We start from the raw sequence: 21,776 nt of genomic DNA on the forward strand, positions 1-21,776 counted from the left end.
CCGAATGAATTCAATGAATACAGAACGAATTCGCTCCTTTGTTTTAAGGGCGGGCAGAACTACTGCAGGTCAGCAGCGAGCTATCGAGGAGTTGGGACCGCAATTCTTGATCCCTTTCCAAGATGCCATATTAGATTTACAGGCAGCATTTGGTGGGTCTACTAAACCTAAGATATTAGAAATTGGTTTTGGCATGGGTGAAACAACAGCGAAAATTGCCGCCCTACGCAATGAAGATGATTTTCTAGCAATTGAAGTTCATCCCCCTGGAGTGGGCGCTTTACTGAAGCTGATTGGGGAGAATGCATTAAGTAATTTACGCCTCATCCGTCATGATGCGGTAGAGGTTCTAGAGAAAATGATTGCCCCTAACTCTTTGGATGGCATTCATATTTATTTTGCTGATCCTTGGCATAAAAAACGTCATCATAAGCGTCGCTTGATTCAGGCGGCATTTGTGCAATTATTAATTTCTAGATTAAAGCCCGGCGCTTATTTGCATTTAGCAACCGATTGGCATAACTATGCAGAGCAGATGCTGCTGGTCTTAAATGCGCAGGATGGTTTGCAAAATACTGCTACTGAACAAGTGCGGATAGAAACTTTTGGGGTTGATGATGTAGCGGTAGAAGGGGTAGTAAGCAATGAATTCAAACCCAGTATGGGGCAACTCCAGTCGCAGCACCTTGGCTATGTCGAGCGACCAGCCTATCGGCCAATTACCAAGTTTGAAAATCGAGGTCTAAAACTGGGCCATGGCGTGTGGGACTTGGTTTACCTAAAAAAATAAATCTCACACCAGTGTCTCACAGTCCGATGCAAACGTATTTCATTTCAAGGTATTCGTCTATACCGTAGATGCTGCCTTCGCGGCCTAGGCCGGATTGCTTGATGCCTCCAAAAGGCGCAACCTCATTAGAAATGATTCCTGTATTTACGCCCACAATACCGTAATCGAGGGCTTCGGCCGCCTTCCAAATACGACCGATATCGCGACTATAGAAATACGATGCTAAGCCATACTGACTATCGTTGGCTAAAGCAATGACTTCATCATCGCTGGCAAATGGAATGATGGGGGCTACAGGCCCAAATGTTTCTTCGTGGGTGATGAGCATGTCTTTATCAACATTAGCCAAGATGGTTGGCTCGTAGAAAGTGCCGCCCAATACCGAGCGTTTGCCTCCAGCTACCAGGGTTGCCCCTTTAGAAATAGCATCTGCCACATGGCGTTCTACTTTAGTCAATGCAGCAGGTTCAATCAATGGGCCTTGTGTGATTCCGGCATCTAAACCATTACCCACTTTGATGGATTGAATCGCTTTCGCAAATTTTTCCACAAATACATCATGAATTTTTTGATGGACATAGAAGCGATTTGCGCAAACACAAGTTTGTCCTGAGTTACGAAATTTAGACGCAACCGCTCCCGCAACCGCTGCATCAATATCGGCATCTTCAAAAACAATAAATGGGGCATGGCCACCTAACTCTAAGGCTAGCTTTTTGACTGTTGGTGCACATTGGGTCATCAAAATTCGACCCACTTCAGTTGATCCAGTAAAGGAGAGGTGGCGCACTGTGGGTGATGCGCACAAGACCTTGCCAATAGCGATCGATTGCTTTTCATCTGCGGTCAGAATATTGATGACGCCAGCAGGGATGCCTGCGCGCATGGACAGTTCTGCTAATGCAAGAGCGGAAAGGGGCGTTAATTCAGCAGGCTTAATCACAATGGTGCAACCAGCCGCCATGGCTGGAGCAATTTTGCGCGTGATCATTGCAATTGGAAAATTCCAAGGGGTAATAGCAACGCATACTCCAATGGGCTGCTTGAGTACCATCAAGCGCTTATCACTCCAGGTGGTGCTTGGAATTGCTCCAGCTACTCTTTTGGCCTCTTCAGCAAACCATTCAATAAAGGAGGCACCATAGCTAACTTCCCCCATTGCCTCAACGAGTGGTTTTCCTTGTTCAAGCGTCATCAGGGTTGCCAAGTCTGATGCATGTTCTGTAATGAGCTCAAACCACTTACGCATCATATTGGCGCGCTCTTTGCCGGTCTTACTGCACCATTCTGGAAGCGCAGCATTTGCAGCGCCAATCGCTCGTTCTGCTTGAGCGATATCTACATTGGCTACATCTGCAATATGCTCATTTGTGGCGGGGTTATTGACAGCAAATCGCTCACCCGTGGCTGCTTTTGTCCATTGACCATGAATAAAGGCATCCTCTTTGAAGAGAGAGGGGTCTTTGAGGTGATGGCGAATGTCAATTTTTGGCATGATGGCTTTTCTCAGTATGCGTCTTGGATCAAACAAAGTACTTTTTTGATTTTATCCCTCAAATGAGAGATGGGCGGATAAGAAAAAACCCTTCTGAACTGCCAGAAGGGTTGGGTCTCATATGAGTGTTGTAGGCCTTAACCGGCTTGGATTTCAGTGCTACGTAGTTTTTGAGCCAAGAGGTCAAGAACGCCATTGACATATTTATGACCATCTGTCCCGCCAAATGTCTTAGCCAGCTCAACCGCCTCGTTGATGGCTACCTTATAAGGAACCGCTAGATCAATCGCTAATTCGTAGGTACCAATTAATAGGGCGGCATGCTCTACTGGGGAAAGCTCATTGATGGGGCGATCTAATGCGGGCGTGATGAGGGCTTCCAATTCATCGGTACGCTCTACTACGCCATCAAAAATACCCTGAAATAAATCGTGTTGGCAGCGACGAAAGCCGGGGTCTTCTGCAAGTTGCTTGGCAATGGCTGCAGCATTAGGAATGCTACCGGCACGGCGCATGACCAGGCTTTGATATACACCTTGTAATGCATATTCACGTGCACGGCGACGTGGAGTCAGGGAGCGCTTGGGCGCGGCGCTCTTATTCTCTTTATTGCCATCAGGCGATATTGAATGGGTACTGTTCTTAGACATGAATAAATTACTCAGTTGGAGAGTTGATTTCGATATCGAGATCAGGGGTGAGGGCTAATGCCAGGTTGGCCATCTCAACAACGGCTTTAGCGCATTCAGCACCTTTCACTTGAACGCGCACTTGCGCCTGTTCATCGGTATCGCAGGTAAGTACGCCATTGGCAATAGGCAAGCCGGAATCTAGTGAAATACGTGTGATGCCTGAGGCTGACTCATTGGAAACCAATTCAAAGTGATAGGTGTCGCCACGAATCACAGCCCCCAAAGCAACTAAGCCATCGAATTCGCCAGTTTCCACCATTTTTTGTAGTGCAAATGGAATTTCTAGGGCGCCTGGTACGGTGACTAGCTTGATGTCGTCTTGAGAAACACCTAAGGCAATTAATTCTTCGATACAGGCATTTCTCAGCGCAAGGCAGTGGTCTTCATTGAAGCGGGCTTGCACAATACCGATGCGTAGATCTTGGCCATTAAAGTCGACCGCTAAAACACCGACGCTACCGTTTAGATTGGTTGTTGTCATGATCATAAATTCGTTTCTTGATGAAGGGCAGAAGCAGAAAAAGGGGCATATCCTGTTACTTCGAGCTTGTAACCAGATAGGCTGGGAGTAGGGCTGGGGTTGGCGAGTAAGCGCATTTTTCCAACGCCAATGTCTTTCAAGATTTGAGCGCCGATACCGTAACTGCGAAAATCAGTTTTACGAGCCAGTGGCTTGTTAGAGGGCTCATCTTGAGATTGATTGAGTTTTTGAAACTGCGCTAGCCAATCATTCTCATGGGGTGCGCCAATGCCTGAAGCATTGAGTAATACCGCTACACCTGCAGGAGAGGCTGCAATTTGCTCTAAGGCGCTTCCCAATGGCCATGAGTGTGTGCTGATCTGAGCATCTAAAAAATCAAGCACTGTTACCGGCTCATGAACCCGCACTAATGTTTCTTTGGCTTCAGAGGGTGTTCCTTGAACCAAGGCGATGTGAATTGAAGAGCTAGGGGTATCGCGATACACAATCCCCTTGAACGTTCCCCAAGGGGTAGCAAATTCACGCTCACCTTCGCGAACGACAATGCTTTCATGTTGACTGCGATATTGAATGAGGTCGGCAATACTGCCAATCTTTAATTGATGCTCTTGGGCGAACTCGAGCAAGTCGGGGAGGCGCGCCATACTACCGTCATCCTTCATGATTTCACAAATGACTGCCGTTGGAGAGCAACCTGCCATGGCAGCCAGATCACAACCTGCCTCAGTATGGCCAGAGCGAATTAATACTCCACCAGGTTGTGCCATCAATGGAAAGATATGGCCGGGTTGCACCAGATCGTTTGGTTTGGCGTGAGGTGCTACAGCAGCTTTAATAGTATGAGCACGATCGGCTGCTGAAATGCCAGTTGTTACACCGCTGGCTGCTTCAATCGAAACTGTAAAGTTGGTACCCATTGAGGTGCCGTTGTCGCGCACCATCAACGGTAGATTTAATTGTTGGCAACGCTCACGGGTGAGGGTGAGGCAAATCAGGCCGCGACCGAACTTGGCCATGAAGTTGACCGCATCTGCAGTGACATGATCGGCTGCAAGAACTAAATCACCTTCATTTTCGCGATCTTCCTCGTCGACCAGGATCACCATCCTGCCGGCGCGCAGCTCAGCAACGATTTCTTCGGTTGGGGCGAGTGTATTTGGCATAGCTCTCTATTTTAAGCTGAGCGGGGCTTTGTAGTTAGGTTCACTGGTGATATCACCCCTTTCTGACAAAACACCTCCATCTGGGGTGTTTAAGGGGCTCCCGCTTCCCTTGAAAATAAGGGGTGACTCAGAAAATGCCCCCAAGAGATCGAATAAAGCATTTGCAATCGGGGGGATTTATTTTGCTTGAGGTGCTGATGGCAATGGCTTTGGTGATGACTAGCTGGATGGCGATTGGCAATAGCTACCAGTCCTTAGCTTTACGCTGGGGTCAACTTCAGGAGAAAAGAGCCCTCATTCACAGAGAGGCAGATCAATTTGAGCGATCTGTCTTCAATCCAAGAACACAAAAGACGGGGGTGATTCATGAGTCTACTCGAGTGCTTAGTAGGGCTGTCTCTCAGCCTCATCTTAATCGGTCCGTTAATTCGAACCAGCGGTGAATTCATATCTAAACAGATTGAATATGAAAAAAGGCAGTCACTCACGTTTGAGGCAGAAAGAGCTTTAGAGTTAATCGGCCGCTCCATTCGGATGGCTGGCTACCGAAATAGAAAAAATGACAAGGGTGGAATGCATTCATCATCTCAAAATATCCAGTGGATTGTGGTGACCAAGGGAGAGGGTTATCACCGCTCTGATTCAATTGAAATCAAGCACGAGTTATCTAATGGACTTGACTACGATTGCATTGGCAATACCCTTACTAATGAGCGCACTAAGAATAATTTGGCACTGCAGGGTTTTTCAGTTGAGCACCAAGCCACTGCACCAAAGGGAATGCGTATCAATGGGGGATCGCTCATTTGTAAATCACTCGATCGCCAGGGGCGCCCTCAAAAAACTACCTTAATGAATGGTGTGCAGCAGCTCTCTATCGATGAACTAGCCCAGCCACAGGGCTTAGCACGCTTATTTAGGGTGCGGATCACAATGACCGATGGGCGCCTCTTGCAGCGTGAATGGGAGCGGGTTTTTGCTACGCGTAACCTGTTGTGATTATTGCTTGGGTAGCCTCACTCGTCTTGATGATGTCAACACTCATTACTTATTTAGAGCGCCTCACGGCACTGGAAATCATCAGTGTGCATACGCTTAAGCAAACTCAGGATCATTTTGTAGCAGCGGAGAATGCGGTTATGGAGTGTCAAAACAATCTCTCGTCTATTAGTGCAGCACAGCTGCAAGCTTGCTATCTCCAATCAGCGGGGAATAATTACTGGCTCATCTCAAGTAAGGAAAAGCCGATCATTGAAGTATTGGTTCTCTTGGACGATAAAACGGGAATCGTAAGCAGACTAAATTGGCGCCAAGGCCTTGAGTAAGGAGTCTGGCGCGAGCCTCTTGGAGTTGATGGCAGTTGTATTCATTGTTGCCATCCTTGCCATGTCATCTATGCCTTTATTGCAAGGTCAATTAGCAGTGCGTGAAATTGAAACCATTGCCAGGCGCTTTATTGGTCATGCCCAATTTGCCCGTCAACAGGCTCTGTATTTAGGTCAGTCAGTGCAGATGACGCCACAGGAGGGTAATAACTGGGATAGTGGGTGGTCAGTTATCAGTGCTGGTAACAAGTCAGAGATTAGTAAGCATTGGCTGGCTCAGGGCGCTATTGATCCCATCTACTTTAAGGATGGCGGCAAGCAATTTAGTGACCCTCATTCTTCAAAGAAGGGCATCCGTTTTAATGGCGCTGGCGCTGCTAAAACAGGCTCTGGCGGTTTTGTCGCCAATCGCTTGATATTGGGGCATCGGCTAAAGCCAGAACTGGAGCGACATTTAATTCTTTCAAGTGGAGGACGCTGGCGCATCTGCGATCCACGGGTTGATAACAAGGGGTGCAGATGAGTCTTTCAGGGTAAATTTGATGCGATTGCCCACAATCGGTTTTAATAGACGTATGTATACCGCTGTTGACCATCAATGGATGCGCCAGGCATTAGCCGAGGCTAACAAATCCCTTTACCTATCTAACCCCAATCCCCGTGTGGGTTGTGTGATTGTGAAAGACGCTTTGGTCATTGGGTGTGGACATACGCAAAAGGTCGGTGGACCTCATGCGGAAGTTTGTGCATTAGCTGATGCACGGACTCGGGGATTCGATGTCGCGGGCTCTACGATTTATGTCACTTTAGAGCCTTGTAACCATACTGGGAGAACTCCCCCCTGTGTAGATGCCTTAATTGCCGCTCAACCTGCCAAGGTGGTAGTGGCTATGTCAGACCCCAATCCTTTAGTGGCGGGCAAAGGTCTAGAGCGCTTGAAGGCGGCTGGTATTGAGGTGCGTTGTGGCCTCATGGAAAAGGATGCTCGGCTTCTAAATCAGGGATTTATTTCTAGAATGACTCGTGGGTTGCCCTGGGTGCGTATGAAAATTGCTGCTAGTTTGGATGGTAAAACGGCCTTACCTAATGGCCATAGCCAATGGATTACCGGCGCCTTGGCTCGTGCAGATGGACATCATTGGCGGGCTCAGGCTTGTGCCATTGTTACTGGTGTTGGAACCGTTAAAGAAGATAACCCCAGTCTCAATGTCAGAGAGGTAGCAACCGAGCGTCAGCCCTGGAAAATCATTATTGATTCCAAATTAGAGACACCATTGGATGCCAAGCTATTTCAAGATACCAATTTAAGTAAAGTCATTTTGGTATGTGCCGAACTCAATACACCTGAAAAGCGAGCGACCGCTGCCATTTTTGAGGCGCGTGGCATTGAAGTGATCGCCATGCCTAATCCTCAGGGCAAAGTCGATCTTCCGAGCTTATTTGCCTATTTGGCACAAAAGCGGGAGCTAAATGAGATTCATGTGGAGGCAGGCTTTAAATTAAATGGCTCTTTAATCAGAGAGGGTTGTGTTGATGAGTTGCTGCTGTATTACGCCCCTTTCTTTATGGGAGAGGGTATTGGTATGGCTAATATCTCTTTGCCCAGCCTAGAGCAGCGCCAAAATTGGCAGATCATCGATCAACAATTGTTTGGCGCAGACTTACGTATTCGACTACTTCAATCATCAAAATAGACCTCATATGTTTACTGGAATCATCACTGCAGTTGGAAAAATTACATCAGCCCAAGCGAAGGGTGATGGCATGCATTTGCGGGTGGAAGTGCCCGATGGCTATTTGAGTGACGTTGCTTTAGGTGACAGCATTGCGATTCAGGGTGCTTGTATGACGGCGACTCAAATCGAAGGCAATACTTTCGCGTTAGATATCTCTGCTGAGTCGCTTCAAAAAACAGTTGGATTGGATGCCCTGGGCGGTGTCAATTTAGAAAAGGCTTTGCGTTTGAATGACCGTTTGGGCGGCCATTTAGTCAGCGGTCATGTGGATGGTGTTGGTACAGTTGCGCACTTTGCTGCCGTGGCCCAAGATGCCTACGGCTCCTGGTTGCTGCGCATTGAGGCACCGCAAACACTTGCTGCTTTTTTAGCCTACAAGGGTTCGATTGTAGTTAATGGTGTATCGCTCACAGTGAATAAAACAGAAGACACTGCTACTGCCTGTATGGTGGATATCAATCTCATACCCCACACCTTGCAAAGTACTACCTTAGGTAAGTTAAAGCAGGGCGATCAAGTGAATTTGGAGATTGACCTTATTGCCCGTTACGTGGCTCGCATGCTTGAGACACAAGCAAAATAAAAAAACTTATTTCTTTTGGTAGCGAGTGGGGTCGCTGAGCTTGGCTTGCAAGAAGCCTGCTTGCCTTAAGCGACAGGATTCACATTCACCGCAGGCTTCCCCCAAGTCATTTGCTTGATAGCACGATACTGTTTGCGAGTAATCAACGCCTAAGGTGCTTCCTAAAGCGATGATCTGCGCTTTACTCATGCTAATGATGGGCGCGTGCACGCGGAAACGATTTTCATTATTTAAAGCTTCTACACCGGCTTTAGTGGCCAGATTAGCCATTGTTTCAAATGAAGCTACGTATTCAGGTCGGCAGTCAGGATAGCCTGAGTAATCCACTGCATTGGCGCCATAAAAAATATCTAGCCCACCTAAAGACTCTGCCCAGCCTAAGGCTAGTGACAGCAAAATGGTGTTGCGGGCAGGTACATAGGTCACCGGAATTTCTTGATCATTACCGGGTGTAATGGGCACATCAATCGATGAGTCAGTTAAGGCAGAGCCACCAAAGCGGGTGAGATCAAGATTGACAACCTCATGACGCACTACACCCATTTTTTTCGCAATGTGTTTAGCCGCTGCTAATTCAGAAGAGTGACGTTGGCCATACCCCACTGAGAGAACATAAGGGGCGTAACCTAAATCTTTTGCTAGAGCGAGGATAGTGGTTGAATCGAGTCCACCAGAAAACAAAATGACGGCAGGCGCATTGGGTATTCTGGGGGCAAGGTTTTCAAATGCAGCGGACAACTGTGACATAAATGAATGGTGACTTACTTGATAGTAGCCAAGAGTTGATGTGCGTCCTTTGCGGTGTCGCTATCTGGATATTTGGCAATAATTTCATTCAATGTTTTTTTAGCAGCTGCTTTATTCCCGCTCTCTAGCTGTGAACTACCCAAGGTCAGCATGGCCGCAGGAATGCGCGGGTGATTTGGGTAACGTTTGATGAGTGCTTGCAACTGAGCAATAGCACCCGCATAGTTTTTATTGGCATATTTGCTATTGCCACTCCAGTAGAGGACCAGTGGCAAATAGGGGCTTTGCGGGTACTTATTGGCAAAAGCAGAGAAGGCATCCTCCGCTTTTTTGAGGTTACCAGCCTGAAACGCTTTTAAAGCATCGTCATACGCTTTTTTCTCGCCAGGCTGCACGGTGCCGGTAACACCTTCAATGGTTTCAGTACGCGGCTCAAAATTACCCAGGCGGGTATCTAAATCTTGGTAGTACGTTTTCTGACTGCTACCAAGATCTTCACCTTGTTTTTCTAAATTCTCAATCTTGCCGCGCAGTTCCGCATTCTCAGTCTTGAGCGTCTCAATTTGATTCTGCAATTCCAGCTGAGTAGTCGCTAAAGATTTACGCAGATCCAGAATGGCTTTACGAGCTTCATCATCTGAGAACAGAGCCCATGCGTTGCTTGAAAGGGTCAAGCAAATGAGGGTAGCACTTAAACAAAACGCTCCTGAGAGCGTTTGTTTAAAAAGGTATTGAGACTTTTTCATTTAGTTGGTGATGTACACAATATCAGCACGACGGTTTTCAGCCCAAGCTGCTTCGTTATCACCTTCAGCTTTTGGTTTCTCCTTACCAAAGCTGACTGCTTCCATTTGGTCATCCGATACGCCCATCAGGTTTAAAGATTTGCGTACGGCATCAGAACGACGTTGACCCAAAGCCAAGTTGTATTCGGCGGTACCACGATCATCGGTATTACCCTGGATGATGATTTTTTGTTTTGGATTAGCCTTTAAGTAGCTAGCATGAGCAGACAATAATTTTTGGTACTTGGTCTGCACAGTGTATTCATTGAAATCAAAATACACGCTGCGTTGATAGAGTGGGCTTTGTGGATCATTCCAAGGCTGTGAAGCAAAATTGCCAGAACCACCTTTAGAGCCATCAGCATTGACATCGTCTAATGCTACGCTTGAGCAAGCGGCCAAGAGTAGAGCGCTTGCCCCTAAAATTGCTAATGTTGCGGCGCGGCGCGCAGTAAAAATCGTCATGATCTTCCCTTTTTTCTTACAAAATAAGTAACTAAATAACTGAATACTTAATATTATGCTCCCAAGAGACTTTATTTTTCACTCAAAGCCCCATTTTTAGGCACTAAATCGGGCTTTCACCACATTGTGAAATAAGTTTGCAGCCTTAGTCCATAAATGGACCCCAGGATGGTTGACGTATATCCGATCCTGGAATGGTGAGCACTTGCTTCGAGTTGCCGTCCACTGAGACTGCCGCTAATACGCGTTTGCCATTGACCTTGGTGGAATAGAGGACATAACGACCATTGGCTGCAAAAGAGGGAGATTCATCGGAGCTGCCATCCGTTAGCGCTTGCGCATCACCGGTAGCGAGATTAAGGATATACAGGCGGAAGGCGCCCCCAATATTGGCGATATAGGCTAGGTACTTGCCGTCTGGGGAGATGCGTGGCGAAGTTACAAAACCTTGCTTGTATGTCACGCGCTTGGCGCCCTCGACCTGTTCTCCTTCAGCACTCATACGATAAATTTGCGGATTGCCACCACGATCGCTCGTAAAGTAGATGGAGCGGCCATCGGGAGAGTACTGTGGTTCGGTATCAATCGTGCTGCCGCGTGTTAAACGACGCAGGCCAGTACCATCTGAATTAATTTCATAAATTTGAGTATTGCCATCTTTTGAGAGGGATACTGCGAGCTTTTTGCCATCAGGCGACCATGCTGGTGCACTGTTATTCCCCTTTTGGTTGGAAAGGGAAATGCGGCGGCCGGTTGCTAGCTCGTGGACGTAGATTACGGGTTTGCGATCCTCAAAAGAAACGTAAGCCACCTTCTTGCCATCGGGTGACCAAGACGGAGAAATAATAGGCTCAGCACTATTGAGTGCATTGCGAATATTTTGACCATCCGCATCTGAGATGACTAAGCGATAACGCTTGCCTTCTTTAATGACATAGGACAGACGGGTCGAAAATACACCGCGCTCACCCAGTAATTTGAAGATGATGTCATCAGCAATTTTGTGAGCAACGGCACGCAGATTATCGGCGCTGGATGACAGATTAAGGCCGCCTAAACTTTGGGATTTGCGAATGTCAAACAGCTTGTAGTGGATATCAAATTGACCATTGCCAGTTTGCACAACGGAGCCAACGACCAGGGCATCTGCGCCGCGCGCCGCCCAGGACTTGTAATTGGGAGTGCCTTCATCGCTTTCGACAGCATTACCATTTTCGGTATTTTTAAAGTAGCCACTGCGCGCTAAATCTTGACGAATGATCTCGGTGACATTGGTAGGTAATTTGTTCTCATCCTTAAAGCGCATGACTGCAATCGGATAAAGCGATTGACCAACACCAGTAATTTCAATATTCATCTGGGCAAAGGCCGGCGTTATAAAGCCCATGCTACAGAGGGAAAAAGCACAAAGAGCGATGGAGAATGGTTTCTTAAACAAATGCAACATGCTTTAGTCCTTGGGTTTAAAGGTGAGCTTTACTTGTCGTTGAGGAATTTTGCCATTGTCATCTTTTGGCAAGCTTTCAGCGCGAGTTAAGGCAAGTAGTACTGCGCGATCCCAGCCCGCATTGCCACTGGAGGTCAGAATGCTGGTGCTTAAGATAGCCCCATCCGGAGCCAAATCTACTTTGATCACTGCCGCTGGATTGCCACTGATTGATTCAGGGTTAAACACAATTAAGGGTTTGACCTTTTTAATTACTTTATCGGTCCAGCCAGGTGGGGCATTGCCGCCGCCACCAACCCCACTGCCACTAGTACCTCCACTGCCACCTTCCGCCCCAGCAGCTGCGCGTAGCTTGGCCAATTGGTCGGCACGTACTTTTTCAGCAGCAGCATCTGCTTTGGTTTGCGCTGGTGAGGGGGCTTCTGCTTTTTTGGGAGGCTCAGCTTTTTTAGGTGGTTCGACCTTTTTCGGTTTTTCTACCTCTTTTGGAGGAGGTGGTTTGACTGGCGGCACTGGCTTTGGCGCCTCTTTCACCACCTCTTTTTTCGGAGTCTCTTTTTCAACCGGCTTTTTCTTGACAGCAATTTCAGCAGCTTCTTCTTTTACTTCTGTCTTGAGTTCTGGTTCTGGAGTAACTACCGTTGGGACAGGGGCATCCCAAAGTTCCACTTCGACCCCAGCCGGAGTGCTGTTATTCCACTGAATGCCAATCATTAAAAAGGCTAGCAAGCCTAAGTGAATGACGAGCGAAAAGGTAAAAGCACGCTTGGTACTTTCGCTCTTCGTTAAGCGACCGCGCTCAAAGGGCTTGGGCGAGAAGGGCACGCTATTCATGAATAATGGATTGTGAAAGAAATAATGATGCTTATTGGCTCTTTACCGCTAGGCCAACCCGTTTCACGCCATTCTCTTTTAATTTGGACATGACTTCCATCACCACTTCATATTTGATGGATTTATCGGCTGCCAGAACTACGGGCTGCTCAGCGGAATTTTCAGCTTGACTGCGTGCAAATGCACCGAGTTCAAATTTAGTTAAGGTTTGGGTGGGTTGGCCATCTTTGCGCACAATCACATTTTCATCAGCATCAATGGTTAAAAATACAGGTGGTAGGGCTTGTACCTTCGCGCCACCAACGGTAGGCAGATTGACTACTCCGGGGTTAACCATGGGGGCGGTGACCATAAAGATGACCAAGAGCACTAACATCACATCGATGTAAGGCACCACATTAATGTCGGACATGACCCGACGTTTAGAGTTTCTTTTGAGTGAGGAGCTGGCCATACTTATTTACCTACAGCTTGGCGTTGCAAGATGTTGGTGAATTCCTCAATAAAACTTTCAAAGCGAATGGCCAAGCGATCAACATCAGTGGCAGCGCGGTTATAGGCAACCACGGCTGGTATCGCTGCAAACAAACCAATTGCCGTAGCTACTAAAGCTTCAGCAATACCAGGCGCTACTGCAGACAAGGTAGCGTTTTGTACGTTTGCCAAGCCACGGAAAGCGTGCATGATGCCCCAGACGGTTCCAAATAGGCCGATATAAGGAGAAACCGATCCAACTGACGCTAGGAAGGGGAGATTGGCTTCCAGGTTATCCATCTCGCGCTGATAAGTGGCTTTCATGGCGCGGCGTGCGGCATCAATTTCACGTACTTTTAAGAACTCTTGCATCCCTGCCTCAAAAATATGCTCTAAGACGGCATCGCTGCGGGTATTGCGCTGCGAGGCTTCTAAAAGGGTGTTGAGGTCGCCGCCAGACCAAAAATCACGCTCAAAGCGCTCGGTATCGCGCCGCACACCCCGCAAAACAGCTGTTTTTTTGAAAATAATGGTCCACGAGGCAATCGACATGCCCAGTAATAAGAGCATTACCAGTTGAACCAGCAGGCTTGCATTAAGGACAAGGGAGAGAAAGGAGAGGTCTTGAGTAGGGTTCATGTGTGGATTTTGTATGATGTAGGTTGATTTTACTTAAGCAATCCAACTTCTTCAGGATTATTACTATGTTTGACCGTCAAAACACCCTCGCCAAAACTGACTCTGAGTTATGGGCAGCCATCGAAAACGAAAATCGCCGTCAGGAAGATCATATTGAGCTGATTGCTTCTGAGAACTACACCTCTCCAGCAGTCATGACAGCGCAAGGCTCACAGCTAACCAATAAGTACGCAGAAGGTTACCCAGGCAAGCGCTATTACGGTGGTTGTGAGTTTGTGGACGTGGCTGAACAGTTGGCGATTGATCGCGTGAAAGCGCTGTTTGGTGCGGAAGCGGCAAACGTACAGCCCCATTGCGGTGCCTCTGCTAACCAGGCGGTATTTTTAGCTTTCTTAAAGCCAGGCGACACCTTTATGGGGATGAGTTTGGCCGAAGGTGGTCACCTAACCCACGGTATGGCATTGAACATGAGCGGTAAGTGGTTTAACCCCATTGCCTATGGCTTGGATAAGAATGAAGAAATTGATTACGAGCAAATGGAGCGCTTGGCTCGTGAGCACAAGCCTAAATTAATTATTGCTGGCGCATCGGCGTATTCAAAAAAAATTGATTTTGAGCGCATTGGCAAATTAGCCAAAGAGGTGGGCGCGATTTTCATGGTGGATATGGCGCACTATGCCGGCTTGATTGCTGCTGGTGTCTACCCAAATCCTGTGCCACATGCTGACATTGTGACCTCTACAACACATAAGAGTTTGCGCGGTCCTCGTGGCGGCATCATTTTGATGAAAGCGGAGCACGAGAAGGCAATTAATTCAGCGGTATTCCCTGGCTTGCAAGGCGGCCCTTTAATGCATGTGATTGCGGCTAAAGCGGTTGCCTTCAAAGAGGCGCAAGAACCTAGCTTTCAGGATTATCAAAAGCAGGTAGTAGCTAATGCTAAAGCCTTGGCAGAAACCTTGATTGAGCGTGGTTTACGGATTGTTTCAGGTGGCACAGACTCGCATGTGATGTTGGTAGATTTACGTGCCAAGAAAATGACAGGTAAAGAGGCCGAACGGGTATTGGGTGAAGCGCACATTACCTGTAACAAAAACGGTATTCCAAACGATCCGGAAAAACCGATGGTGACAAGCGGAATTCGTTTGGGCTCACCAGCGATGACCACTCGCGGTTTCAAAGAAGCCGAGGCAAGACAGGTTGGTCATTTCATTGCCGATATTTTGGACAACCCAAATGATCCCGAGAATATTGCTAAGGTGCGCGCGCAAGTTGCTGAGCTCACTAAACGCTTCCCGGTTTACGGCTAAGCACACGTGCGCTGCCCATTTTGTCATGGTGACGATACCCAGGTGATGGACACCCGGGTATCGGATGAGGGCGATACCATTCGCCGCCGTCGCCGTTGCACTGCCTGTGACAAACGTTTTACAACCCATGAGCGCGCAGAGCTAGCGCTGCCTTCAATTGTGAAAAAGAATGGCAGTCGCGTGGAATACAGTCACGAGAAATTAGCCAGCTCTATTAAGCTGGCATTACGCAAGCGCCCGGTTTCATCTGATTCAGTGGACGAATCCATTGGGCGGATTGAAGAGAAACTCCTCAGTCTAGGTGAAAAAGAAATTCCCAGTGAGCGCGTCGGTGAATTAGTGATGCGTGAGCTTAAACGCTTAGACAAAGTGGCATACATTCGCTTTGCTTCTGTCTATCGCAGCTTTGCGGATATTGAATCTTTTGAGAGTGCGCTCAAAGAGCTCAAGTAGCAATAATTTCTTCTATCAGTCGTACAAAATGTTTTACAAATATTGCGGGGCTTCCTAGCGAACTCGTTAAAAATCTCTTTCTAATGGATGTGCGAAGTTGAGAGAGCTCCTCTAGATCGCTGGTAAGTTTGATTGCTTGGGCTGTGAATTCTTCAGCGCTGCTAGTGATGTATTCATCTAAGCCAATTTGATGCAGGATGCTCGCCGCTTGATTAGATACAGGTATGCTACCAGTTCTAGTAAGTACGGGTACGCCCATCCATAATGCCTCACAGCAGGTAGTGGCACCTGAAAATGGGAATGTATCTAGAGCAATATCAACCTCATTATAAAAATGAAAAAGAGACTCATGATCGCAATCAGAATAGAGTTCAACCCTGGCATTTTCAATTCCAAGATCAATAAAAGCATTGCGAATAGATTTTCTGACTTCAGGGTCTTGGAGGGATTTCCAGCGTAATTGAAGCTTAGATTTTGGAATTGCTTTTAAAGTAGTCGCCCAAGTGTTTAAGCAGGTTTGGCTAATTTTGGATGTATTGCAAAAGCTGCCAAAAGTAATTACTTTATTTTGTAAGGCTGGTAATGGCGCTATCTCAATAGCATAAGGAGCTGTGTAATTAAAGCGAGAGCACTCGAGTTCATAGACTTTTTCAGTAAAAAAATCATTTGGAACGCCATCCAGGTGCTTTTTATCAAATATCACGCCGTCAATTTCTGGCATATAAGTTGATGAGAAGTAGCCGAGATAACTGAGTTGCTTTGGAGCAATGCGTTGATTAAATATTTGCAATCTACCACCAGCGGTATGTCCCGATAAATCAATTAAAACATCATTGCCATCTTGTTTCATTTGATTGATTAACTCTCCATCATTGATCTGACCAATAAAGCGGAATTCTGATGCGGTAGATATGATTGTTTGCGTTAATGGATCGATCTGATGATTTGTATAGTAGACAACGGTTTTGTAATGCGCGCTTAGTTCTTTTAGAAGGGCTACAAAAAACCAACCAACAGGGTGTTGCCTCATATCGCCCGAAATAAATCCAATTTGCCATGGATGTCCGGGGGACTTATTTTTAGCTGGGGGGATGTGCGTTAATTTTTCAGTATGTTTTAAGGCATGCTTAGCTATGACAATATACTTTTCTGGTGCTTCAGAATAATTTGAAAGCATCAAGATATTGGAGATCGTGCTGAAATCAAAAATACCTTTTTGAATGCGCTCAGCCAAAATTTCCAAGGCTTCAGTTACCCGCATTTGTTCGCAAAGACTAATTGCTAGATTATTGATTGCGCCGATGCTTAACTTTTCCCTCTCAATAACATCAAGCACTTCAGATGCTTTGGATGGCTTTCCAATATTAATATAGGCAGTTGATAATGCTGTTCTAGCCCTTTCTCCACAATGGGTCGAAAGCAGTGGGCTCAAAATGGCAAGAGCATCTAAATACCTCCCTTGTGCGAGGAAAATATTACCCCTTTGTAATTTTGCCTCATGCAAAATAGCAGCATCAAGATTTTCTGTTTGATTTACTACTACCAGTGCTTCATCTAACTTTCCAAGACCCATGAGTGCTGATGAGAGCTCCAAATACAATACTGCATTGAGGGGTGTCAACGAGATGAGCTCTTGATATTGACTAATAGCTAACTCGAATTGTCCTGACAGAAGATAATTGCGGGCGACTTGGGCATCAATTTGCATATTCATAGATCTTGAATTGTTAAATGCAGATTGTTACGGATGCATACAGTGCAAAAAGAATGTTGGTATTTCAATGCTTCAATTTTGCTGGTGGTATGTTCCATAAAATAGATCTTTTCATTTGCTTTTTCTGATAAATCTTGGGTTGTGCCACAACATAAAGAAACCGAGCCATCATAATTAATGGCAGTCATATTAAAGCGTAACTCGCAATCCATATTTCCAGATCTTTTTGGCTTTACATTTTTGACAATGCTATTTGGATGAAAAAATAGCTGCGCCTCTATTCCGGATGGTTTCTCATCACCTTTTTCAATCAAGGATAGCGCTTTTTCAATGGGGGCCATGATGGCGTAAGATGGCCTATATCCAAAGCCAAACTGGTTTGCTAGCGCTTGAATTTGCTCCATTTCCTCGGCTGTATTTTTATAGAGATGGTGCCCGATCCAAATGTCAGTCGTGGATTTATTGCGGTCTCTAGCAAGTGCCAGCGTTTCAAAATTGGCTATTACAGTATTGATGTTGCCACGCTCGTGTGTAATGCCATAAATCTCCTGCTTTAAACTCGATATAGATACCTTTAATCTAGTTGGATTTGCCTGCATCAGTTCGTTGATGCGATGGGTTATGTTGAGATTGGTTGAAACGAAAGAAGTCAGCTGAGCACTGTGAATGAGCTTAATGTAATCTGGGAGGCGCTCGTTTAGTAGTGGTTCACTCCAGTTGAATAACCAAATATCAGGGGAATATTCCCCGCTTTCCATGCAAATCTTATTTAAGATATTGGCAAATAATTCCTTTTGCATTAAGCCCTTTGCCATTCCATCTTTATTGCCGATTGGGCAGGTGGGGCAGCGTAAGTTACATCCCCCCACAATATCAATTGCATAGACATAAGAGTTTGACTCTATCGGACTATAGCGCTCAAGTTGTTTTTTTTGAGCAGGACTATAGATCGTCTTTTCTAGGTAAGCTGGGATCTCAATTTGCTTTTTCAGTGCATTGAAATCTGGAATCTCAAGTTGATGAATCGCTGCATATTCTAGCCATACTTGGGCATGTTTTTTATAAGCTTGTGCCAAATAGATTTGAATGAGAAGATGAACTGCTTTATTTCGGTCAATTTCATTTCCAGCGTCTAGGGCAAAAGCATCTTGCACAAGAGCATCACCTTTTAGAACTCCGCGGCGCAGTAGTAATGTACCCATATTAAAGAGTGCCCCTGCATGCCGAGGGTTAATACGGAGAGCCTGTGCATATAAGTTTTCAGCCCTTTCTGTTAAATTGAGTTGATAACATTCGGTGGCCGCAAGGAGTAATTCATTTAATGTTTGTGTACTCATTGCACTAATTTAATGGAATATTATGAAATTCAGTAAACCCTCACCACTAAGCCTATTTCTGCTTGCTATGTCTGCATCCGGTGGGGCATATGCAGTCAACTGTACCCCTGGGACCTATAGTTCAACTGGCCAAGATACAGCACCTGGTGGATGTATTCCAGCTCCCGTCGGTACTTATGTTTCAACTTCAGGGGCAACCGTTGCAACACCGGCAGCAGCTGGTTACTACGCCCCCGTTACTGGTCTGACTGCGGCCCTTTTGGCCCCAGTTGGCTCGTATGTTCCCGGCACAGGCGCGTCTGCTCCAACACCGGCACCAATTGGTAGCTACGCCCCCGTTACTGGTCTGACTGCGGCCCTTTTGGCCCCAGTTGGACATTTTGTACCTAGCGTCGGTGCAATTGCTGCTATACCAGCTGGACCTGGAACTTATGCCCCCACTACTGGTATGTCAGCTGCGCTGCAAGCCCCAGTGGGAACTTATGTTGCTAATACAGGTGCAAGCGCTCCAACACTTGCGCCAGCCGGTAGTTTTGTCTCCACTACTGGGCAGACTGCCGCTGCTTTTGCGCCTATCGGCAGTTATGTTACTAGTTTTGGTCAGTCATCAGCTACGCAAGCATCCCCGGGTTTTTATACCTATGCTCCCGGCGCATCTAATCAGGTGCCCGCTGGTCTGATGTCAGGACCCATGAATACAACCATTCGTGCAAATGAGGCCAGTATTCGCGATGCAAGTGCGCTGATCGAAGACGGCAATGACGCAACGATCAAATCGTCCTTCTACTTCCAGGGAGGCTCAGTTGATCAAATTGGTCAATCTTCCGGGGCACGTCAAAACATTTCCTTTTGGGGATTAAACCTAATGGGTAATTTATTTGGCAGTAAGGATGAGCCCGGTGGGATTTATGCTAACGTGAGCTCAGCGAATTATTCAGCAGGCTCAGATGGAAGTGGTAATGGGTTGGGCGTAAGTCTTGGGATTTTTAAGAAGCTTCAATTGGATACGGTGAAGTTGATTGGGACTGTTGTACTGGGTAACTATCAATACAGTAATACTCGACAGAACCTTTCCCAGGGGGAGATTTCTGGGGTGACAGCTAGTAATCAGGGCGCTACTGGTAATACGAGTGTGAATATTTACGGGGTTAATGCTCTGGGCTTGTTGCCATTGACTAATGCCCTGTCAAATCTAGATGGGTTTTTGAATGTGGCTGTCACAAACTATGCTTTCACTGGGATGAATGAATCTGCTACTGGTGCGAATGGAAATCCCAGTGCAGGTCTAAATTCGTCCTCAATGAATTACGTTTCAGTTCCTGCGACTCTCGGTGCAAAATACTATTTAATGGATCCATCAAATCAGAAGCAATTGGGTGCAATCTCCATTGGTTATAAGTATGACTTTGGTAAGTCATCGAATTTAAATTTAGCTACGCAGTCCGCCCCTAGTTACCAATTTGGTATGCCAATCGCCTTGACGAACGCACGCGCCACGGTGATTGAGATTTCTTCAGCTAATTATGAATTACAGAAAGACCTTAGTTTGTCTGCTGCAATTTCAACCGAGTTTTCCAGTAATTATTCTTTCTACCAAGGCTCGATCAGATTACTGAAGTTATTTTAGAAATGCTGACATGAGGGGGTGGGCGCCACCCCCTCAAGAATTCTTATGCAGCAATATCTCTAAGCCCCACTTTGTGTTTAATATTTTTTCAATCGTTAATAAAAAAGTCGGCGAAACCAACCGCAGGCTTTTTTTGGCTTTATGCTGATTACTTCAAAGCAGCATAGATCGAAGCTGTGATCTCTTCCACTTTCCCAGTACCGCTTACCTTGCGATAGGCTGGCGCTCTTACCGTGTCAGTCGCACTACTTTGGGTGGCCCAAGTAGAGTAGTACTCCACTAATGGCCTGGTTTGATCGTTATAAACCTGCAGACGCTTGCGCACCGTTTCTTCTTGATCGTCATCACGCTGAATCAATGGTTCGCCTGTGACATCATCTTGACCTGCCACTTTGGGTGGATTGAATTTGATGTGATAAGTGCGACCTGAGGCTGGATGAACGCGACGACCACTCATGCGATCAATGATTGCATCAAACGGTACATCGATTTCTAGGACATAGTCGATGGGCACGGCTGCATCTTTCATTGCCTGCGCTTGAGGAATGGTGCGTGGGAAGCCATCAAACAAGTAACCCTTACTGCAATCAGGTTGTGTCAGACGGTCTTTTACCAAGCCAATAATGATGTCGTCAGAAACGAGTCCGCCTGCATCCATAATTTTCTTGGCAGCAATACCTAATTCAGTGCCTGCTTTTACTGCGGCACGCAACATATCGCCTGTTGAGATTTGTGGAATGCCAAATTTTTCACAAATGAACTGAGCTTGTGTTCCTTTGCCAGCACCTGGTGCACCGAGCAGAATTAACCGCATTGTTTTCCCCTTTGAAGACCTTAGATTGTCTCGTATTTTTTTGGGATCTTGACCCCGTAAGTCTTAGGATTATCCCCGAGAAGTGCCAGAGACCCTTTAAGCCGGAAAATCACCCAGGATTTGCCGAACGCGCTCGAGGTCTTCGGCGGTATCCACCCCTGCTGGCGGGGCTTCTGAGGCAGTATGAACAGCAATGCGATAGCCATTCCACAGGGCGCGCAACTGTTCTAAGGCCTCAGCCTGCTCTGGAGGAGCCGGGTCTAGGCGCGTATATGCCTGCAAAAACTCAGCCCGATAGGCATAAATGCCTAAATGGCGTAAGTGGCTTGTTGATGTATTGGGATCTCGCACAAAGGGAATCGGTGCCCTGGAGAAATAAAGCGCTTCACCTGCCTTATTGAGGACGACTTTGACCGCATTGGGATTGTCAATTTCTGCTGGGTCACAGATTTGAACGGCTACTGTAGAAATTGCGCATGCCGGATGATCGGCTAGTGTTTGGGCTACTTGATTAATCAGCTCTGGTGGAATGAGAGGTTCATCACCTTGCACATTGACGACTAAAGTTTGCGGAGGGAGTTTGAGTAGGCGTGCTACCTCGGCAATGCGATCGGTACCAGTAGGGTGATCGGCGCTAGTGAGCAAGCACTCAATTCGATGTTCCTGACATGCCTGGGCAATTTCAGGTGAATCCGTTGCCACAATGACGCTTTGGGCCAGCGATGCTTTTGCTCGCTCTGCCACCCGAATCACCATGGGTTTACCGCCAATGTCAGCAAGAGGTTTGCGCGGCAAGCGCGTAGAACCCAAGCGGGCCGGTATAACTACGAGAAATTCCAGAGGGGACTGACTCATCAAAATGAGC

24 protein-coding genes are annotated in these 21,776 nt (G+C 46.7%); 9 read left to right on the forward strand and 15 right to left on the reverse strand.

The window, feature by feature from the left end; genetic code table 11:
* The first annotated feature begins 4 nt into the window (after positions 1-4).
* Entirely contained in the window at positions 5-790 is a 786-nt protein-coding gene (trmB, locus tag M2125_RS00260; RefSeq protein WP_083657550.1) for a tRNA (guanosine(46)-N7)-methyltransferase TrmB, read from the forward strand.
* Positions 791-806: 16 nt separating this feature from the next.
* Here trmB and M2125_RS00265 read toward each other — a convergent pair whose 3' ends face one another.
* The 4 genes from M2125_RS00265 to ribBA all read right to left on the reverse strand — a co-directional run bounded on the left by M2125_RS00265 (position 807) and on the right by ribBA (position 4,621).
* Positions 807-2,285 (reverse strand): NAD-dependent succinate-semialdehyde dehydrogenase, encoded by a 1,479-nt coding sequence (locus tag M2125_RS00265; RefSeq protein WP_280742301.1) that lies wholly within the window; start codon positions 2,283-2,285, stop codon positions 807-809.
* A gap of 137 nt (positions 2,286-2,422) precedes the next feature.
* The gene (gene nusB, locus M2125_RS00270) at positions 2,423-2,935 is read right to left on the reverse strand and encodes a transcription antitermination factor NusB (RefSeq protein WP_076024031.1); all 513 of its coding nucleotides are present in this window, start codon (positions 2,933-2,935) and stop codon (positions 2,423-2,425) included.
* 7 nt (positions 2,936-2,942) lie between these two features.
* Positions 2,943-3,458, reverse strand: a complete 516-nt coding sequence (ribH, locus tag M2125_RS00275; RefSeq protein ID WP_076024083.1) for a 6,7-dimethyl-8-ribityllumazine synthase — start codon at positions 3,456-3,458, stop codon at positions 2,943-2,945.
* Positions 3,459-3,460: 2 nt separating this feature from the next.
* Positions 3,461-4,621: a bifunctional 3,4-dihydroxy-2-butanone-4-phosphate synthase/GTP cyclohydrolase II gene (ribBA, locus tag M2125_RS00280; protein ID WP_280742303.1), complete on the reverse strand. Its 1,161-nt coding sequence runs from the start codon at positions 4,619-4,621 to the stop codon at positions 3,461-3,463.
* A gap of 366 nt (positions 4,622-4,987) precedes the next feature.
* Between ribBA and M2125_RS00285 the strand changes: the two genes are divergently transcribed.
* From M2125_RS00285 to M2125_RS00305, 5 genes are read left to right on the forward strand one after another with little or no spacing between them, the layout of a single operon-like run.
* Positions 4,988-5,620, forward strand: coding sequence for a PilW family protein (locus tag M2125_RS00285; protein WP_076024032.1), 633 nt, complete (start codon positions 4,988-4,990; stop codon positions 5,618-5,620).
* Positions 5,621-5,649: 29 nt separating this feature from the next.
* Complete coding sequence (locus tag M2125_RS00290; protein WP_280741376.1) at positions 5,650-5,946, forward strand: hypothetical protein; 297 nt, start codon at positions 5,650-5,652, stop codon at positions 5,944-5,946.
* Between the two features lie 28 nt (positions 5,947-5,974).
* Positions 5,975-6,469 (forward strand): GspH/FimT family pseudopilin, encoded by a 495-nt coding sequence (locus tag M2125_RS00295; protein WP_076024084.1) that lies wholly within the window; start codon positions 5,975-5,977, stop codon positions 6,467-6,469.
* A gap of 52 nt (positions 6,470-6,521) precedes the next feature.
* Positions 6,522-7,640 (forward strand): bifunctional diaminohydroxyphosphoribosylaminopyrimidine deaminase/5-amino-6-(5-phosphoribosylamino)uracil reductase RibD, encoded by a 1,119-nt coding sequence (gene ribD / locus M2125_RS00300; RefSeq protein WP_280742530.1) that lies wholly within the window; start codon positions 6,522-6,524, stop codon positions 7,638-7,640.
* 7 nt (positions 7,641-7,647) lie between these two features.
* Entirely contained in the window at positions 7,648-8,265 is a 618-nt protein-coding gene (locus M2125_RS00305; RefSeq protein ID WP_076024034.1) for a riboflavin synthase, read from the forward strand.
* A 6-nt stretch (positions 8,266-8,271) separates the two neighbouring features.
* Here M2125_RS00305 and queC read toward each other — a convergent pair whose 3' ends face one another.
* The 7 genes from queC to tolQ form a co-directional block, all read right to left on the reverse strand.
* Complete coding sequence (gene queC, locus M2125_RS00310) at positions 8,272-9,012, reverse strand: 7-cyano-7-deazaguanine synthase QueC (RefSeq protein ID WP_076024035.1); 741 nt, start codon at positions 9,010-9,012, stop codon at positions 8,272-8,274.
* Between the two features lie 14 nt (positions 9,013-9,026).
* Positions 9,027-9,758 carry a tol-pal system protein YbgF gene (gene ybgF, locus M2125_RS00315; protein ID WP_076024036.1) on the reverse strand — a complete coding sequence of 244 codons (732 nt, stop codon included), beginning with the start codon at positions 9,756-9,758 and terminating at the stop codon, positions 9,027-9,029.
* Positions 9,759-10,262, reverse strand: coding sequence for a peptidoglycan-associated lipoprotein Pal (gene pal, locus M2125_RS00320; protein ID WP_277540393.1), 504 nt, complete (start codon positions 10,260-10,262; stop codon positions 9,759-9,761).
* A 145-nt stretch (positions 10,263-10,407) separates the two neighbouring features.
* Positions 10,408-11,709 (reverse strand): Tol-Pal system beta propeller repeat protein TolB, encoded by a 1,302-nt coding sequence (tolB, locus tag M2125_RS00325; RefSeq protein ID WP_425334227.1) that lies wholly within the window; start codon positions 11,707-11,709, stop codon positions 10,408-10,410.
* 3 nt (positions 11,710-11,712) lie between these two features.
* A complete protein-coding gene (locus M2125_RS00330) occupies positions 11,713-12,543 on the reverse strand; it encodes an energy transducer TonB (RefSeq protein ID WP_076024039.1) in 831 nt (276 codons plus the stop codon).
* 31 nt (positions 12,544-12,574) lie between these two features.
* Positions 12,575-12,997 carry a protein TolR gene (tolR, locus tag M2125_RS00335; protein ID WP_076024040.1) on the reverse strand — a complete coding sequence of 141 codons (423 nt, stop codon included), beginning with the start codon at positions 12,995-12,997 and terminating at the stop codon, positions 12,575-12,577.
* A gap of 2 nt (positions 12,998-12,999) precedes the next feature.
* Positions 13,000-13,656, reverse strand: coding sequence for a protein TolQ (tolQ, locus tag M2125_RS00340; protein WP_277540389.1), 657 nt, complete (start codon positions 13,654-13,656; stop codon positions 13,000-13,002).
* A 65-nt stretch (positions 13,657-13,721) separates the two neighbouring features.
* Between tolQ and glyA the strand changes: the two genes are divergently transcribed.
* Together glyA and nrdR are read left to right on the forward strand one after the other, a co-directional pair.
* A complete protein-coding gene (gene glyA, locus M2125_RS00345) occupies positions 13,722-14,966 on the forward strand; it encodes a serine hydroxymethyltransferase (RefSeq protein WP_280742305.1) in 1,245 nt (414 codons plus the stop codon).
* A gap of 6 nt (positions 14,967-14,972) precedes the next feature.
* A complete protein-coding gene (gene nrdR, locus M2125_RS00350) occupies positions 14,973-15,419 on the forward strand; it encodes a transcriptional regulator NrdR (RefSeq protein WP_280742306.1) in 447 nt (148 codons plus the stop codon).
* Here nrdR and M2125_RS00355 read toward each other — a convergent pair.
* Together M2125_RS00355 and M2125_RS00360 are read right to left on the reverse strand one after the other, a co-directional pair.
* The gene (locus M2125_RS00355; protein ID WP_280742307.1) at positions 15,412-17,133 is read right to left on the reverse strand and encodes an O-linked N-acetylglucosamine transferase, SPINDLY family protein; all 1,722 of its coding nucleotides are present in this window, start codon (positions 17,131-17,133) and stop codon (positions 15,412-15,414) included. The genes nrdR and M2125_RS00355 overlap by 8 nt on opposite strands.
* Positions 17,130-18,470, reverse strand: a complete 1,341-nt coding sequence (locus M2125_RS00360; protein ID WP_280741372.1) for a radical SAM protein — start codon at positions 18,468-18,470, stop codon at positions 17,130-17,132. Before M2125_RS00360 ends, M2125_RS00355 begins: the two co-directional genes overlap by 4 nt.
* Positions 18,471-18,492: 22 nt before the next feature.
* Between M2125_RS00360 and M2125_RS00365 the strand changes: the two genes are divergently transcribed.
* Positions 18,493-20,097, forward strand: coding sequence for an autotransporter outer membrane beta-barrel domain-containing protein (locus M2125_RS00365; protein ID WP_280742308.1), 1,605 nt, complete (start codon positions 18,493-18,495; stop codon positions 20,095-20,097).
* Positions 20,098-20,245: 148 nt separating this feature from the next.
* On the opposite strand, the gene adk is transcribed toward M2125_RS00365, so the two are convergent.
* A complete protein-coding gene (adk, locus tag M2125_RS00370; protein ID WP_280742309.1) occupies positions 20,246-20,911 on the reverse strand; it encodes an adenylate kinase in 666 nt (221 codons plus the stop codon).
* 96 nt (positions 20,912-21,007) lie between these two features.
* The gene (kdsB, locus tag M2125_RS00375) at positions 21,008-21,766 is read right to left on the reverse strand and encodes a 3-deoxy-manno-octulosonate cytidylyltransferase (protein WP_280742310.1); all 759 of its coding nucleotides are present in this window, start codon (positions 21,764-21,766) and stop codon (positions 21,008-21,010) included.
* Between the last annotated feature and the right edge of the window lie 10 nt (positions 21,767-21,776).

The organism is Polynucleobacter sphagniphilus (assembly GCF_029892205.1).
GTDB classification, from domain to species: domain Bacteria; phylum Pseudomonadota; class Gammaproteobacteria; order Burkholderiales; family Burkholderiaceae; genus Polynucleobacter; species Polynucleobacter sphagniphilus.